Below are 15,178 nucleotides of genomic sequence, written 5' to 3'. Positions count from 1 at the left end.
TCAACCAGTTCCCGAGGGTTCCAGCCGATTTGCATAGCGGTCGGCGGGTTGCTCGCCGGGTGGCTGTCCCTGCGGTGGTCTCTGGGCATCGCCGCAGTACTCTGCCTGCTCAGCGCGTTGTTCCTGCCCTGGTCAGCTAGCGGCAGAGGGCCTCACGGCGGCCTCCCGATCGAGGACCAGACTCGATCGGGGGGCGGCGCAGGAGGGCGAGAATCGAGCTGAAGGACACAACGAGTCGGCGCAGGGAGGCCGGATGGACGAGGTGGAATGGCTGCCGGCGCCGCTGACGGCGCCCCGGGTTTGTGTCCGCCGCCCGGCGCACGGCGACGAGGCCGCGCTCGTCGCGCTGTTCACCGACGCGGAAGTACGGCAGTTCCTCGGCGGTCCACTCGACCTGGACGACGCCCAGCGGCGCGCTGCTCGGATCGTCGCGGACCGCGCCTGGGGCGACTTCGTCGTCGAGGCCCGAGCCGATCGCGCCGTGATCGGTAGCAGAGACCTCCGACGCAAACGCGGGCCGTGGGAGATCTCCTACCAGTTCGACCGCGCTCACTGGGGTCTAGGGCTGGCGTCCGAAACGCTCGCCGTCCTGGTCGCGTGGTTCTTCGCCGCGACCGACGAGGACCTGCTGATCGCGGTGACCCAGGACGCCAACCGGCGCTCAGCGCGGCTACTGGAGCGGGCCGGAGCGCTGGCAGCCGGATCATTCCGGCAGTACGACGCCGTCCAGCGACAGTACGAGATCCGACGAGGAAGCCTGCCTGCCTCGGTCGATGGCTGAATATTGCGACCGGCGAGCGGGAGTCAGATCGCGCGGGTGACACGGCGGCCGACCAGTGCCTCGGCCCTGCGGAGCGGATACCACGCCGCGGTCGTCACCTCGGACTCCTGGATCCGGCCGATCGTGGCGTCCTCGGTGGTGAAGGAGTATCCGAAGTCCAGGTGATAGTGGGCCGGCTCGTCCTTGTCCGGCCTGGCCGGGACTCTGCCGTACTCGACATAGACGGGTGCCGGCGACGCGGGGAGCACGGTGGCGGGGTTGATACCGGTCTCCTCGGCCAGCTCCCGCAGCGCCGCATCCAGGAGAGTGACGTCGGCGGGTTCGAGGTGGCCGCCCGGCTGCACGGTGATCCCGTAGGTGGGCGACCAACAAGATCTCAGCGCGTCGGCGGACCAGGAGTGCGCCGGCGGTGACGTGCATCGGGAAGCTCAGCCGTGAAGCGAAACTCTGTCCCTGAGCCAGGAGCCGCAGTGGCTCCACCAGATCGTCCGCCTCGTCCGGATGTGCATCGAGGTAGACCGACAGCGTGCTGGTGATGTCGGAGTCGCTGATCGCCACGTTCCATCCCCACCGGGCCAATTCCACACCGGATCCATCATGGCCCGCGACGCGCGCGGGTGTCGGTGCAATCAGTGCAACGAGATCGAGACGCGCGCATCGCCAGGGCGCTCAACGGTGAACACACCGTCCTTCGGGGCATCATTCCGCGGGCGGGAGCGTCTCGGGGCGGAGCCGTTCGATCCGCCCGGCATTTCGGGGTTAGCCGTTCGCGGTAGAGCGCCGCCGTTCGGCCACGGACCGTTTGGGGGCCACATCCGTTGCTCGCCGTCGCAGCGGTGCCGGCGCGCCCCGCCTTGGTCAGGCGGGCCGGCCGGTGCCCGCGGCCGTCCGTGCTCAGTAGCGGAAGGCAGCGACCATTGTGAACCTAGCAGCGCTGTTCCCGCTGGTAACGGGCCGCGAATGGGGTCGGTTTGGGGGCAGCCCGGGTTGATACCCGGTGCTGGTCAGAGGCTTATACCGAATACCTTCAGGTATCAGCGACCAGCGGTTTCTCATTAATTCCGCGCGGTATCGCCTGTCACCGTCGTTGCCCCTACTGTCGCCGATGCTCAGTAGCGGAGGACAGGAGGCTATTTCATGCAAGCACCATCAGAGAGATCCCGTCGGGTAGTACCGGTTGCGCCGGCCCGGCCGGACGCGGGTGCCCGCTGGTCGTGGGTGGTGACGGCCGTGGTGGGCGCGATGTGGCTGGCGCCGGATGCTGACCAGCTGGCCCCGGGCCTGGGCGCGAAGGTCGTCGGTCTCGCAGCGGTCGCCGCGGCGGTGATCACGACCCGCAGGTAGCAGGACGGCGGGTACCGGGGCCCGCCACCAACACCAGCGGATGACGGCCGCCGCAAAACACCCGCAGAGTGGTGCGTACCGGCCGCTCTCCGCGGTGCAGAAGGACGTCAACACCGCTCGCGCCCGCCTCCGCGGACCAGGCGAACGCGCGAACACACAGCTCACGAGCTGGAAATCCTCCGGAAGATCCGCTCAAGCCCAAATCAGGCCATCCGGCTGATCGGCGCGATCCAGACCCTCTTCCTCGCTGGCTGAACCCAACTGGGAAAGGCTCAGTAGCTACTGACCTCCGTAGATACGGTGTACGGACCGGGGATGCGTGGCTCGTACCGTGGACGGTGTTCGCTGTCTGCAGGACGAGGCAACCCGACGGGCCGTGGACCGGCGTCTCCCAGCGATTCGCTGGGGGCACCGCTTGCGCGCGGTGGACACGCCCTGAGCGTCTGGCGAGCCGAGCTGTCGTCGGGGGGTACGGACTGGGTGATAGTCAAGCGTACGCCGGAAGGTGCTCCGTAGATTCTTCCTCCGGCTCTATGCTCCCGGCGTGCGGATGGCCTTCGAGGTAGGAGAGGGTGAGCGTCACCAGGTGACGTTCTCGTTCAACAAGTTCTGGGGCGGGCTGTCCATCTCGGTCGACGGGGTGTCCGTGGTGCGGACGATTCGGGTCGGATCGATTGGTCTGATCAAGCACTGGGATTTCGTCGTCGGGCAGCAGGAGCAGCATCAGGTCGGGATCGAGAAGCATCGCGAGCAGCTGTTCGCCGGCTTCCGTCCTCAGCCGGTCTACGCCTTCGTCGACGGTCAACTCGTGGCGCAAGCGGTCGCCTGACCGTATCCCGGGTCTGCATGAACCTCACGGCCCGCTACGCCGTGGACACCATGAGCTATCGGTTGGGTGTGACCTGCTCATGGAGGGCCAGATGGAACGACGATCGCTGCGCGAGGTGGTCCGTGAACACGTCGACCCGGTGACCGAGGCCTCTCCGGTTACCACGCTGCGTCGTAGCCTCGCGACCCTCTCGATCCTGGCCGGGCTGTTCGGCGTGTCCGCGACGGTCTCGCTGATGGCGAGCGACCTTCCCTGGTCGACGTTGCCGGGCATCGTGCTCCTGACCATCGGCGGCGGCCTGGGTGTGCTCGTCTGGTGGAACGTGGCAGACATTTCGGCGTCTCGACGTGCGGGATTGTCGGCCGCCGTAACGACTCTTGCCGGGGCGCTCGTATTTGCGCTCGCTGTGACCCTGTCCTGACGGTGGCGGGGGAGCGCGATGAGTTTCCTGGTTCACCCCTCGGCCTTGGACGCCTACGCCGCGCAGCTGCGCCGAGCCCGGGACGACACGGGTCTGACCGAGGCCTACCTGTTCGGGTATCAGGTCGACGGCGGCTGGGGCGAAGGCGTCCTGATCGGTCTGCTCGGCACTTCCCATGTCGCGACAATGGACGCGGCGCTGTCCACGATCAGGTCGTTCACCGGTGTCCTCAACGGTAGCCAGTACGGCCTGGCACAAGCAGCCGCCTACTACCAGCGAACCGACGCCGACACCGCCGCCCCGCTCGATGCGACGCTGCCGGGCACCCGGGCGGCGCCGCCGAACGTCGTCGAACGCGACTGGCGAGACGACCCGCGTGCCCCGGCCTTCCGCGACAACCGCGACCTGGCGAGCCGCCTGGGCGCTGTGGGCGAGGTCGAGCTCACCCATCCGTTCGCGATCCTGGACAACTTGAGCCTGTCGAACTGGGCGCTCAAAGCCGTCGAGCTAGCGATCGGCGTCAATCCGCTCGAGTGGGTCGCGGCGCGTGTCGCCGGGGACTGGGAGGCCTTCGCCCGCGCCGGCAAAGCCCTAGCCCGCACGGCCGACGCTCTCGGTGACGTCGCCTACAACGTCCAAGGCGGCGGCCTGGCGCTCGGCCCGCGCTGGATCGGTCGCGCGGCCGAGGCTGCGGACGCGCATCTCGACCGACTCGCCGTCGGTACCCACGATCTCGTCGACCCGATCCGTAAGATCGCCACCCAGTACGACGTGATCGCCCAGGGCGTCTACAACGCGTCCGAGGCCGTCACCGGCGCGCTGAAGAACATCGTCGATGAAGCGCTCATCGCCGGCATCGCGATCGCCGCCGGAACGATCACCGCCGAAACCGGCATCGGTGCTGTAGTCGGCTACAGCGCCGGAGCGTTCTCACTGGCGCTGATCGTGGCCGAATGGAGCACGGCCACCAAAGCCATCACCGACTTCTACGGCATCCTGCAAGGCTGCCTCGGGATCATCGAGACCCAAAACCTCCCGCCTGTATGCGGCCGATTTCCCGAAAACCGGCGAGATCACCCGTACCGGCACCCCGCCGTCGCGCGTTGAAGGAGCAGACGATGCACGCCAGCGTCTACGACATCGCTCATGACGACCACCGACGCATCGCACTGCTCGGCAACGCACTGACCCAACTGGCCAACGGACCGGACCCGGCGCTGCGGGAGATGGCCTGCGAGGCGACCTCGACCTCCGGTCCGCTGCGCGGTCCAGCTACTACGGCGACGCCATCGACGACGCATTCGACACGTTCTGCACCCACTGCGAGAAGCTCTCATCGGCTGACCGCCAGGCCTTGGCCGAGCGCGGCAGAGACGAACTTCATGCATCGGAACAACCCGATTGATGCCTCTCTGCCACACGACTGCGGCGACCGCGCTCCTCCCAGCGGCGTCTAGGACACGACCGCCGAGGCATGAGCAAGCAGGCTTGCCGTAGACGATCGCCCACGTTGCGCGGTAACGCTCGCTCATGCCGATGAGCGGAAGTTCCGCGTCGCACTCTTACGGGGACCTTCTCGCCAACGGTGTTTCTGGCGGGTTGATCAGTAGGTCTCGGGGGCCGGGAATCGGTCACCGAAGGTGATGGCGAACCCCACCGCAGATCACCGGGCATTGAGCCTTTTTCAACCTCTGTCCACTGAGGTCAGGGTGGCGGTATGACGTGAAGGAGCCCCTGGTAGGACGGGCGATTGCTGAAGTCGTTCCGCCCAAGACCAGGAGCTCCGGGTGCTTTCCTACCCGTCAGGGATGTCCGTGTCCACTCGTGGGCTGAGGCTGCTCGCCGAGGCCCTGCGCGCACGACGGAAGGAACTACGGACCCGGTGGCGGCGCCTGGACCCTGGACGCCAGGCCCTGCTCGTGGTCGCCTACCTGCGGAAAGGCGAAACCTACGCGGATCTGGCCTGCGGTTTCACCATCGGGGTGAGCACCGTCTACCGCTGCCTCACCGAGGGCATCGCACTGCTGGCAGCGATGGCGCCGACCCTGGACCAGGCGGTCGCGGTCGCAGCGAGCAGGGCCTATGTGATCCTCGACGGCAGCCTGCTCCGGATCGACCGCGTCGCGATGGCCAGCGGAAACGACCGCCCGTACTACTCCGGGAAACACAAGGTCCACGGCCTGAACGTGCAAGTCCTCGCCGATCCGGCCGGCCGCCTGATCTGGATCTCACCACCGCTGCCCGGCGCCAGACACGACATCGCTGCAGCCCGCGAGCACGGCATCCTTGCCGCGTTCGACGCCGCCGGCGTCCGCGCGCTGGGCGACACCGGATACCAAGGCGCCGGCCCGTCGGTGACCGTCCCGCAGCGACGACGCCGCAAGCACTCCGAGACCGGCAAGTACCGGCCGCTTTCGGCTGCTCAGAAGATCGTCAACACCGCCCACGCCCGACTCCGCGGACCCGGCGAACGCGCAAACGCACAGCTCAAAAGCTGGAAGATCCTCCGCAAGATCCGCTCGAGCCCTAACCAGGCACCCGGCTGATCAACGCCGTCCAAACCCTCATCCTCGCTGGCTGAACCCAACTGAAATGAGCTCATTGTCCGAGGATGCACGCCAATTCTCCGCCAGCGCACTATCTAAGTTATCCGTCGGCGATCAAATCCTGCTCTGATCAACTAAAGACGCGCTTCACCCTGTGATGAGCGTGGACGCCGAACTGGGAGCTCGGGCATGAGTACACAGATTGTTGACCGTGATCAAGCATTCGCCACTGTGCTACTCCATGGCGGCTGGCATTGCAGCGCGTCGTGGGGTCGGGTAGTTCCGCGGTTGTTGGCTCGGGGACATCGGGTGGTGACCCCGGATCTGCCCGGCCACGGATGGAGGGCGCGATATCCGGAAGGATATTTCGATGCTGAGCAGCCTGGCCTGACAACCGGCCGCACCGGTCTGGAGAACGCGACGCTCGAGAGAGCCGCAGATGTCGCCGTCGAAGCGCTGACGGCTCTCAAGACGGCGGACGGCGGACGGCGGACCGTCGTCGTGTCACACAGTAGTTCGGGTGCGATTGCCAGCCGGGCTGCAGAGCGGAGTCCAGACCTGGTCGACCACTTGGTCTACGTGGCGGCGATCGTGCCGTCGCGTCTTCGATCGGCGTTGGAGATAGGTGCGCTTCCGGAGTACGGAAGCCCGACCATGGACGGGATGGTGGTCGGCGACCCGAGGGTCATAGGTGCCCTGCGGATCAATCCTCGCTCGACGGACCCGCAATACCGTGAGCTTCTGCACCGGAAGTTTTACAGCGACATGCCGCCGGACGAAGCGGCGGCATTCTTGGAGTTGCTCTGCCCGGACCAGCCGCTGAGCTTCCTCACCGACCCGGTCTCCGTGACCAGGGAACGCTGGGGTCGTATACCCCGAACGTACGTGAAGACGCTGAAGGACAACGCCATCGCGCCAGCGGTTCAAGAGATTCTGATTCGGGATGCCGACCTCCTCACTCCTCACAACAGGTTTCGGACGATCGCCATCGAATCGAGTCACAGTCCCTTCGCTTCTCTGCCAGAGATACTTGCAGACATCATCGACAGAGCTAGCGACTCGTCTCAAGCTGACTGAACTTGTCGTTTCACCTTACTGCCGCACCGACAGACCGGTGAACACCGGGATCAACTCCGGCCGCGACGCCGACAACAGCACACCGAGACCAACGAACGCCGCCGCAAGTGGTTACGAAGCAGCTTTTAGGGGTTGTCTCACTTCGTGATTTTGGTGAGGCGGTTGTAGCAGGCCAGGGCGGCGGCCAGACCGAGAAACGCGAGGAAGTTGGCGGGTTTGCGTTCGTAGCGGATCGTGAGCCGGCGGCGGCCGAAGAGCCACGCGATCGCGGATTCCACGATCCAGCGGTGCCGGCCCAGACGCTGACTGGACTCGATGCCTTTCCGGGCGATCCGCACGACGATCTTCTGCTCACGCAGGAAACGTCGCAGGTCAGCAGCGTCATAGGCCTTGTCCGCGTGGAGTTTGCCCGGGCGGCGTCGCCGCGCGGGCCGACAGCGACATGATGATCTGGTCAATGCCGTCCAGACGGCGTTGGCGTTTCTTCACGATCGCGGGTTCGAAGGTGCCGTCGCGGTCGCGTGGGACCTCGATCTCCACGGGCCCGATCTTGGTCAGGACCGTCTTGGATCGGGTGCCGTTCCGCGAGTTACCGAGTGGTGACCGGCCGGGTCGTGCTTGTCATAGCCGAGGTGTTCGGTCAGTTCCGCGTCCAGCGCGGTCTCCAGGACCGTCTTGGTCAACCCGGTCAGCAACCCGCCCGGACCGACGAGTTCTACGTCCTCGGCCCGGGCGGCCTCGACGAGCTGTTCTGCGAGTTTCTGCTGGTCAATCCGGGTCACCATGTTCCCGATGGTGTCCGTCATGCCCGATCCTTCCCGTCAAGCAACAGCTGCTCGGCGTGTCAGACCAGGCCAGTTACACCGTTAGAAAGACAAGCTTAGAGCCGAAGGAATTGGGCTGCGTTGCCTGCTAAGCCTTCTGGCTTTCGGTTGAGGGGTTCGCGGCGCTCACCGCTTTGACGTCGGCGGGCACGTACTTGTGGAATGGCGTGCCTACCCAGGCGTCCCGGTCGGACGCGGAGGTGAGGGCGTTGGGCGCCGCGCCGGCCGTGTTCTCCGCGTCGGTGTCGGCGTCGAGCAGGCCGAACCCGTTCGGCAGCGCTACATGTCCGGGCTGCATGCGGTCGGTTGTCTCCACGGTGACCTCCACGCTGCCGGCCTTCGTCGACACGCGGACCCGGCCTCCGGCGAGCGCGCCGATCCTCTCGGCGTCGGCGGGGTTGATCCAGAGGGCGCCTTCGGCGTCGCGGCGGCGCCATCGCGGATCCCGCAGGATCGTGTTCGCGGTGAAGCTTCGGCGGTGCCCCGCGGTCAGGACGAACGGCCACTGCGGGTTTGACGGATCCGGTTCGTGCGGCAGGTCGTCGAGCCGTGCGAGCAGTTCTGGTATGGCGAGCTGGATCCGGCCGTCGTGAACGCGATGCCAGATCGATTCGTGCGTCTCGTCGGTGATCGTGACGCCGTGGGGTCCGGCCAGGATCGCGTCGAAGAGGTTGTCGCCGGCCGCCGGCCCGGTGCCATAGCCGGCACGGTGAACGCCTTCGGGGTTGAATCGGGCGCATCGGTGCGCGGCGGCCCATAGCACGGCTGCGGCGGTGGCGTCACCGGCCAGCGTGGGACCGAGTGTGCGGTAGAGCAGCACGGGGGCGACTCCGGCGAGCTCCGGCCGGTCCCGCATCGTCACGGTGAACATGCGACCGAACTCCGGACGGCCGCTCCGGGCTGCTTCGCGCAGTGGACGATAGTCGGCCTCGGTGAGCACCCCCGCGGCCTCGACCAGACGAGCGTGGATCTCCGGCTCGGGCAGCACGCCGGCCGGCGGGGTGAGCACCGGCCGGCGGAGATGGAAGTAATTGCGGGGGAACTCGAAGTTGAAGAACGTCGCCTCGTGTTTCTCGTACTGGGTTGGGGTCGGAAGCACATAGTCAGCGAGCCGCGCGGTCTCGGTCATCGCCACGTCGACGACCACGAGCAGGTCCAGCGCTTGCAGCGCGGCGTTCACCCGAGCCGACTCGGCGAGCGAGTGAGCCGGGTTCGCGCTCTCCACCACCGCGGCGCGGAAGCGCCGGGGATGGTCGGTCAGGATCTCCTCGGCAACGGTCGTGGCGGGAATCAAGCCGCTGACCACGGGTGCGCCCAGCACCGGGCTTCGCGGTCCCTCGCCGACGCGATGTCCCGCGTCGCGGCCGATCGGGAACAGGCTCGAGCTCAGATATTGGGTGCCGGGCTTGGCGAAATTGCCGGTGATCAGCCAGATCAGCTTCTCGAGGTAGCTGACTAGTGTCGATTCGCGATTCATCTGTACACCGAGGTCCTCGAGCATCGCCACGGACGCCGCGCCGGCGATCAGACGGGCCGCCGTCCGGAGCTGGCCGACCGGCACGCCGGCACGCCGGCAGTACGCGTCGACGGGCACGTCGGCCAATGCCCGCCGCACCTGGTCCCAGCCGTCGGCGTGTGCGGTGATCCACTCGTTGGCGGCGCCATCGTCGCGGACGATCTGCGCGGCCAGAGCCGCCAGCAGGTAGGCGTCGGTCCCGGGCAGGAGCTGCAGGTGAAGGTCGCCGAGTTCGGCGGTCTCCGTCCGGACTGGGTCGATGACGATCAGCGACCGCGCCGGGTCGCGGGCGATCTCCTTCAGCACGGCACGAGCCCGGGGGAATCCGTGCGACTGGTACGGGTTCTTCCCCACGAACACGACGACTTCGCCGCTCTCGATTTCGGCCCGGTTGTAGCCGCCGAGCATGCGGGCGGCCACCCAGAACTCACCGGTCTTCTCCTGCGCCAACGCGCTCGACATGTAGCGGACTCCGTACGCCGCGCGCGTCGCCGCTGCGTACGCCCCGCCGAGATGGTTACCCTGCCCGCCCCCGCCGTAGTAGAGAATCGTCTCCGGCCCGTACGCCCGGCCGACGTCCAGCAGACGTTGTGAGATCTCGCCGATCGCGGTATCCCAGCCGCACTCCTCGAAGGACCCATCCGCCCGCCGTCGCAGCGGAGCGGTGACTCGCCCGGTGCGTCCGTTCTGATAGAAGTCCAAGCGCAAGGCCTTGTTGCACGTGTAGCCCCGCGAGCTCGGATGCCGGCGATCGCCGCGGATCCGCTCGAACGACCGCCCGTCGGGTCCGAGCTGGACTTCGACACCGCAGTTGCTCTCACACAGGATGCACGCCGTCGGATGCCAGACGCTGCCGGTCGCCGTGTCTTCGATGGACATGCTTCTCCTCGTCCTTCCTAATTCCCTTGCTGTCGCGATCCCTTGCTGGCTCGCGCGAGGGGTCAAAGTCGCATCCGCCGGCAAGCCGGCGCCCGGCGGCGGGCCTGTCGACCCTTCGTCCATAAATTTCGTGTGGCTTCGGCCGGAGACACAGGCGGCTTCGGTGCCGCGTCAGCGTTACGGTCCTCCCGGAACGCTGCCACGGTAAGCAGCGCACGCATCGTCGTCCGAGAGCCCGGCTCGAAAATGCTCGACCCAGCGCATGGCCGGTAGCCGGAGCCGGGTACCGCGAGCCGCACACGCACCATGACTAACTGTCACATTGACGAGTCCGTGAGCGCGCTGCGGACCAGCGCCGTGGCGGATTGATGGTGTGATGTCGTACGCCGCTCTCGATCTCGCCGCCAGCCTTGAGCCGTGGCAGAAACACCGTGCTGGAAAAGGTGTCAGGTTCGTCATCAGATCACCGTCAGCTCTGCTGTGCAGATTCTCGCTCGCCTCTTCCCGGCGTATCGTCGCGTTCCATGGTGGTGCACTTTCGGACCTCGGAACGTCCCTATCGGCACCGTGTCGATGCGTGGAGCGAGGTCGTCGGCCGGTTGCTGCTCCCGCTGGAGAGCCGGACCAGCACCGAGGACTTCAACGCAAAGATGCTCGTGGGCGACATGGGCCCCCTTCGAATCTGCGAGCTGCTGACACCGCCTGGTGAGTGCATCCGTCCCTCTCGCCTGATCGGCGAGCAGAACCAGCGGCTGTATCAGATTGACGTGATTAGCCGTGGGACGGTGACCGTTGAGCAAAACGGACGCCGGGCGCATCTGGGCGCAGGCGATATCGCTTTCACCGATCCGGCGCTCCCGGCCGCCTACAACAGTTCCGCCTGCACCCACGTCAGGCTTTTGTTTCCCCGCACGATGCTCGCCCTGCCGGCCACGGACGCCGCGTCAATGACCGCAGTCCGCGTGGCCGGCGACCGCGGCAGCGGTGCGCTCGTGTCCTCACTCAGCCGCCAACTGCCGCGGCACCTCGACGACTACGATCCCGCCGAGGAAGCGCGCGTTGCAGCTGCAGTCATCGATTTGCTCACTGTGGCGTTATCCGCGCAGCTCGGCCGCGCGGAAAGTATCACGCCGGACACCCGCCGTCGTGCCCTCGTGCACCACATCCGTGCGTACATCGACGCGCACTTGGGCGACCCCCGCCTCAATCCCGCGCAGATCGCCGACGCCCACCACATCTCCCTGCGATACCTCCACAAGCTGTTCGAGTCGCAGGAGACGACTCTGTCGTCGTGGATCCGGCGGCGCCGGCTGGAGCGCTGCCGGGCAGCGCTTCTCGACCCGGCTCAGAGCCATCGATCAGCCAACGCCATAGCCGCCGCTTGGGGGATGGCGAATCCCGCACATTTCAACCGGGCGTTCAAGGCTGTATACGGCCTACCTCCTGGGACATATCGCGCCGGCACCCTGGCACACCAAGAGCCCGACGGCAGCGTCACCCGGCCGCGTCATCGGTGAGGTCGGCGGGCACTGCGCCCGGCGGTCCGAGGATGACATCGCCCATCTCCGTGGCAAGCTTGGTGAAAAGCTCGACGTCGAAGGGTGTGTCGGGAGTCGCGAGCTCGGCAGGGGTGCCGACCCGGGAAATGAGTTCCGCGAATCCGGCCGGTGACGAGATCTGAAGCGCACGAACGCCCTCGGGTCCCGCTTGCAAAGCGTGCGGTACCTGCATCGGGATAGCGAAGTAGTCACCCGGCCGGAGGGTCACCGTTTCACGACCGGCCCACACGGTGAGCGTCCCCTCGATTATCCAGAATCGCTCGTCGTATCGCGTGTGGGCGTGCAAGGGGGTTCGAGAACCGGCGGCGTTGAAGTTGTCGGTGAAATCATGGCGTCCGTCGGTGTCTGCTGCGGACGTGAGGATCGTAGTGCGCAGATCCGTGCCCAGGACGAAGGTGCTGTAGCTCAATGCTGATCCTTTCGCTGGTGAGCGTCTCTCGTTCGAGCCGTGGCCGCCCGTGAATGCGCAAGCCGTCGAACGAGGCAAGACCAGGATGCTGTGCCGCAGGTCGTCGGTCATTGCCTGCGCACGCACGCCCGTTCGCCGTCAGCGCACGATGTTTGGCCGCGCCGGCTCGACCGGCCCGCGAACGCGTCCTACTCGTACGCTTACGAGGTGCGGTTAACCGATCATTTCCTCAACGTCCCGCTCGATCACGATCATGCCGATGGACGAACCATCGAGGTGTACGCGCGGGAAATCGCGGCCGCGGACGGGCGCGATCTGCCGTATTTGGTATATCTGCAAGGGGGACCGGGGCACGAGGCTCCGCGGCCGTCGGACTCACCGATGTCTCCACTCTGGCTCGAGCGAGCTCTGCGGGACTTCCGGGTCATCATGCTCGACCAGCGAGGCACGGGACGTTCCACACCGTACGGGACGCCCGGTTCCGACCCGGCAGCCGACGCCGAATGGCTGACCCATTTCCGTGCGGACGCGATCGTCCGGGACGCGGAGTGTTTGCGGGAGCACCTTGGTGCGCGGCGATGGAGCCTACTCGGTCAGTCCTTCGGCGGGTACTGCGCGCTGCACTACCTCTGCGTCGCACCCGAAAGTCTTCACGAAGTGTTCTTCACCGGTGGCCTGCCACCGGTCGGACGTCCGGTCGACGAGGTCTACTCAGCCACCTTCACCACGATGCGCATGCTGAACCGCCGCTTCCACCGGCGGTACCCGCAGGATGCCGCGCGGCTTGGAGACTTACTCGATCGCTGCGACGCGGGTGACGTCCACGCTCCCGACGGTCAGCCCATCTCCCGGCGCCTGATGCGCACGATCGGCCACCAACTGGGCATGGACGGAGGCGCCGAGCAGGTGCACCACCTGCTCGAGCTGGACTTCGCGTCCCCCGGCTTCCGGCACGATGCCGCCGCGATGCTGCCGTTCGACGCCCGCAACCCGCTGTACGCAGTCCTGCATGAATCCAGCTACGCCGACGGCGGGGCAACACGATGGTCCGCCGAACGGGTCCAACCCGAGGACTTCCAAGGCGAGGCCGTCCTGCTCAGCGCCGAGCACTTGTACCCGTGGCACTTCGAAGATATGCCGAGCCTGCGACCATACCGCGATATCGCCGCGGCAATCGCCGAATACAACTGGCCACGCCTCTACGACGCGGGCGTGTTAACCCAAGTCGACGTTCCGTGCGCCGCCGTGATCTACGCAGACGATCCATACGTGGACCGACGCCTCTCGCAGGAGACGGCCGACCTGTTGCCCGGCATGCATCGCTGGCTGACCGACGAGTATCTACACAACGGTCTGCGCACTGCCGGCAATCGCGTACTCGACCGTCTGATCACCCTTACACGCGGCTGATCGCCCTCTCGTGCCGCCGGTCGTTACAGGACTTTGGTTAGCCGCACGTCTTCCTCGCGGTAGCCGCGGCGGGCGTAGAACGCCCGGGCTGCGTGGTTGGCAGCGCCGGTCTCCAGCGTCAGACGCTGTAGGCCATGGTCGCGGGCCCAGCGTTCGGCTGTCCTCATGAGCAGCGTCCCGACACCTGCGCGCTCGCAGTCGGCCTTTACCGCGAGTTCCCCCACGTAGGCATCTACCTCGCCGGTGAAATGCCGGCGCTCGCCGACTGTCACGACGCCGAGGACCTCGTTCTCTGCAACGGCGACGTGGACCGCGTGACCGGGATCGTCGCGATGGTCGAGTGAGTCCTGGATCCACCCGGCTACGGCAGAGCCGACCGCGGAGGGGGCGCGCCAAGGGGCAACGCCGATCGCGAGCCGCGGCGCCAGCGCCAGTACGGCTTGCCGGTCAGCGGGCTGGTACGGGCGCACGGTCACGTGAAGATCGGGCATCAGGTCATCGTGGCAAACCGAAGGGCGGTTGATAAATGCTGGCCGATCGCTGTCTTGAGCAACCGACTGACATCCGCTCTTGCCGCTGATCGGCAACCGCGGTTTCGGCCAAGCGGTCCCCTACCCTCCGGCCGCCAAGCGCGCTGTGGGGCGGGTGGCGGCGCTGGCGCAGGACTGCGGAGTCGGATGCAGCCGGGCAGGAGACCAACAGAGGCCCAACGGTGGGAGCTCGACAGCATGCGGCCGCCGCTCGGTATTGGGTGTTGGGGTCAGCTGTTGAGCGGGCCGAACTCCGAAATTGGACCCAAGATTTCTGCGGGACCGGCTGCGCCCGGCCGGGGGCACGCGGGCGGGTCGGCTGCTGGCCTGAGGAATGTCCGTACAGGCTTCGAAGGCGTGGTCACCGATGGTCGGCAATGACGGTTGAGGAATGGCGGGTAGCGGCCTTGCTGAGGCGCCGGCGGGGCCCTTCCGCGGTGTGTCTCTAATTGGCGCTGCTGTGCTGCAAGGGCGTGGTGGCGGATGGGTGCTTCAAGCGCGATGACGCACGCAAGCCGATGAGCGGACGTTGCCCCCATCCCGTCGTGGCATCATGCCCTGAGGGTGAGCCGGGGACGACGGATGTTCGGCTGTCGCCAATCCTGCTGCTACCCGCTCTGGGCCGGTCCCGCTGGCCTCGTGCCAGCAGACGGGTAGATCTGGCCAGGCAGTCAGGCCTTAGACGCGCTGGGCTTGTTGTCGGAGCGAGCGTCGACGACCACGATTCGGTCGGCTGTGGTGCCCGACGGGAGGTCCAGCTCGTCGTCGATCTCCCGGAAGATGCGGTCGACCTTCTTGGCGGCAGCGGCGGTGTACATGATGACGACCTTTACCGAGGCCTTAGTCCGGTTAGCGGTCTCGTAGATCTCTACCTGCTTGAGAAGGTTCCGCTTCAGCGCGCTGTTGCTGGCCAGCTTGAACTCGATGAGGGACTTATCCAGGGCTCCGGCGGATAGTTGGGGCTGCTGCACGATTCCGTGACAGTTGTCAGGCGGCCTGTTCGGCGGCCTGGCTCATGATGGTTTCGTATTCGATAGGGGTCAACCGGCCGAG

General features: G+C 66.6%; 14 protein-coding genes and 3 pseudogenes. 10 read left to right on the top strand and 7 right to left on the bottom strand.

The features are described 5' to 3' along the window. Positions 1-253: 253 nt before the first annotated feature. Entirely contained in the window at positions 254-781 is a 528-nt protein-coding gene (locus ACGFY5_RS44970) for a GNAT family N-acetyltransferase (RefSeq protein WP_392731215.1), read from the top strand. A gap of 23 nt (positions 782-804) precedes the next feature. Here the strand turns inward: ACGFY5_RS44970 and ACGFY5_RS44965 are convergent, their stop codons facing one another. Next, positions 805-1,125, bottom strand: coding sequence for an NUDIX domain-containing protein (locus ACGFY5_RS44965; protein WP_392731214.1), 321 nt, complete (start codon positions 1,123-1,125; stop codon positions 805-807). A gap of 793 nt (positions 1,126-1,918) precedes the next feature. On the opposite strand from ACGFY5_RS44965, the gene ACGFY5_RS44960 reads away from it, so the two are divergent. The 7 genes and pseudogenes from ACGFY5_RS44960 to ACGFY5_RS44930 all read left to right on the top strand — a co-directional run bounded on the left by ACGFY5_RS44960 (position 1,919) and on the right by ACGFY5_RS44930 (position 6,998). Further along, positions 1,919-2,125, top strand: a complete 207-nt coding sequence (locus ACGFY5_RS44960) for a hypothetical protein (RefSeq protein WP_392731212.1) — start codon at positions 1,919-1,921, stop codon at positions 2,123-2,125. A 550-nt stretch (positions 2,126-2,675) separates the two neighbouring features. Beyond that, positions 2,676-2,954 carry a hypothetical protein gene (locus ACGFY5_RS44955; RefSeq protein WP_392731216.1) on the top strand — a complete coding sequence of 93 codons (279 nt, stop codon included), beginning with the start codon at positions 2,676-2,678 and terminating at the stop codon, positions 2,952-2,954. A 91-nt stretch (positions 2,955-3,045) separates the two neighbouring features. Further along, a complete protein-coding gene (locus ACGFY5_RS44950) occupies positions 3,046-3,375 on the top strand; it encodes a hypothetical protein (RefSeq protein ID WP_392731210.1) in 330 nt (109 codons plus the stop codon). An 18-nt stretch (positions 3,376-3,393) separates the two neighbouring features. Continuing rightward, positions 3,394-4,482 carry a hypothetical protein gene (locus ACGFY5_RS44945; protein WP_392731209.1) on the top strand — a complete coding sequence of 363 codons (1,089 nt, stop codon included), beginning with the start codon at positions 3,394-3,396 and terminating at the stop codon, positions 4,480-4,482. Positions 4,483-4,493: 11 nt separating this feature from the next. Further along, on the top strand, positions 4,494-4,832 hold the full coding sequence (locus tag ACGFY5_RS44940; RefSeq protein WP_392731208.1) for a hypothetical protein: 339 nt from the start codon (positions 4,494-4,496) through the stop codon (positions 4,830-4,832). A gap of 330 nt (positions 4,833-5,162) precedes the next feature. Then, positions 5,163-5,956: pseudogene (locus ACGFY5_RS44935) on the top strand (transposase family protein). Between the two features lie 154 nt (positions 5,957-6,110). Then, complete coding sequence (locus ACGFY5_RS44930) at positions 6,111-6,998, top strand: alpha/beta fold hydrolase (RefSeq protein WP_392731206.1); 888 nt, start codon at positions 6,111-6,113, stop codon at positions 6,996-6,998. A 137-nt stretch (positions 6,999-7,135) separates the two neighbouring features. Here the strand turns inward: ACGFY5_RS44930 and ACGFY5_RS44925 are convergent. From ACGFY5_RS44925 to ACGFY5_RS44915, 3 genes and pseudogenes are all read right to left on the bottom strand, one after another. Then, positions 7,136-7,450, bottom strand: a pseudogene (locus ACGFY5_RS44925) (transposase); the annotation flags it as partial. Next, positions 7,425-7,804 (bottom strand): annotated as a pseudogene (locus tag ACGFY5_RS44920) (transposase); the annotation flags it as partial. The pseudogenes ACGFY5_RS44925 and ACGFY5_RS44920, both read right to left, overlap by 26 nt. 106 nt (positions 7,805-7,910) lie before the next feature. Continuing rightward, positions 7,911-10,217 (bottom strand): molybdopterin-dependent oxidoreductase, encoded by a 2,307-nt coding sequence (locus ACGFY5_RS44915; protein WP_392731204.1) that lies wholly within the window; start codon positions 10,215-10,217, stop codon positions 7,911-7,913. A gap of 524 nt (positions 10,218-10,741) precedes the next feature. Between ACGFY5_RS44915 and ACGFY5_RS44910 the strand changes: the two genes are divergently transcribed. Then, on the top strand, positions 10,742-11,734 hold the full coding sequence (locus ACGFY5_RS44910) for a helix-turn-helix domain-containing protein (RefSeq protein ID WP_392731203.1): 993 nt from the start codon (positions 10,742-10,744) through the stop codon (positions 11,732-11,734). Here the strand turns inward: ACGFY5_RS44910 and ACGFY5_RS44905 are convergent. Then, positions 11,712-12,185 (bottom strand): cupin domain-containing protein, encoded by a 474-nt coding sequence (locus tag ACGFY5_RS44905; RefSeq protein ID WP_392731201.1) that lies wholly within the window; start codon positions 12,183-12,185, stop codon positions 11,712-11,714. The genes ACGFY5_RS44910 and ACGFY5_RS44905 overlap by 23 nt on opposite strands. A gap of 207 nt (positions 12,186-12,392) precedes the next feature. Between ACGFY5_RS44905 and ACGFY5_RS44900 the strand changes: the two genes are divergently transcribed. After that, complete coding sequence (locus tag ACGFY5_RS44900) at positions 12,393-13,595, top strand: alpha/beta fold hydrolase (RefSeq protein WP_392731200.1); 1,203 nt, start codon at positions 12,393-12,395, stop codon at positions 13,593-13,595. A 23-nt stretch (positions 13,596-13,618) separates the two neighbouring features. Here ACGFY5_RS44900 and ACGFY5_RS44895 read toward each other — a convergent pair whose 3' ends face one another. After that, entirely contained in the window at positions 13,619-14,086 is a 468-nt protein-coding gene (locus tag ACGFY5_RS44895; RefSeq protein ID WP_392731198.1) for a GNAT family N-acetyltransferase, read from the bottom strand. A 710-nt stretch (positions 14,087-14,796) separates the two neighbouring features. Then, positions 14,797-15,096 (bottom strand): hypothetical protein, encoded by a 300-nt coding sequence (locus tag ACGFY5_RS44890; protein WP_392731197.1) that lies wholly within the window; start codon positions 15,094-15,096, stop codon positions 14,797-14,799. Positions 15,097-15,178: the final 82 nt, after the last annotated feature.

Origin of the sequence: Cryptosporangium sp. NPDC048952 (genome assembly GCF_043197895.1) — a bacterium.
In the GTDB taxonomy this organism is placed as follows: domain Bacteria; phylum Actinomycetota; class Actinomycetes; order Mycobacteriales; family Cryptosporangiaceae; genus Cryptosporangium.
Note: the sequence above shows the minus strand (reverse complement) of the source record. Positions and strands in the feature narration are given on the sequence as shown.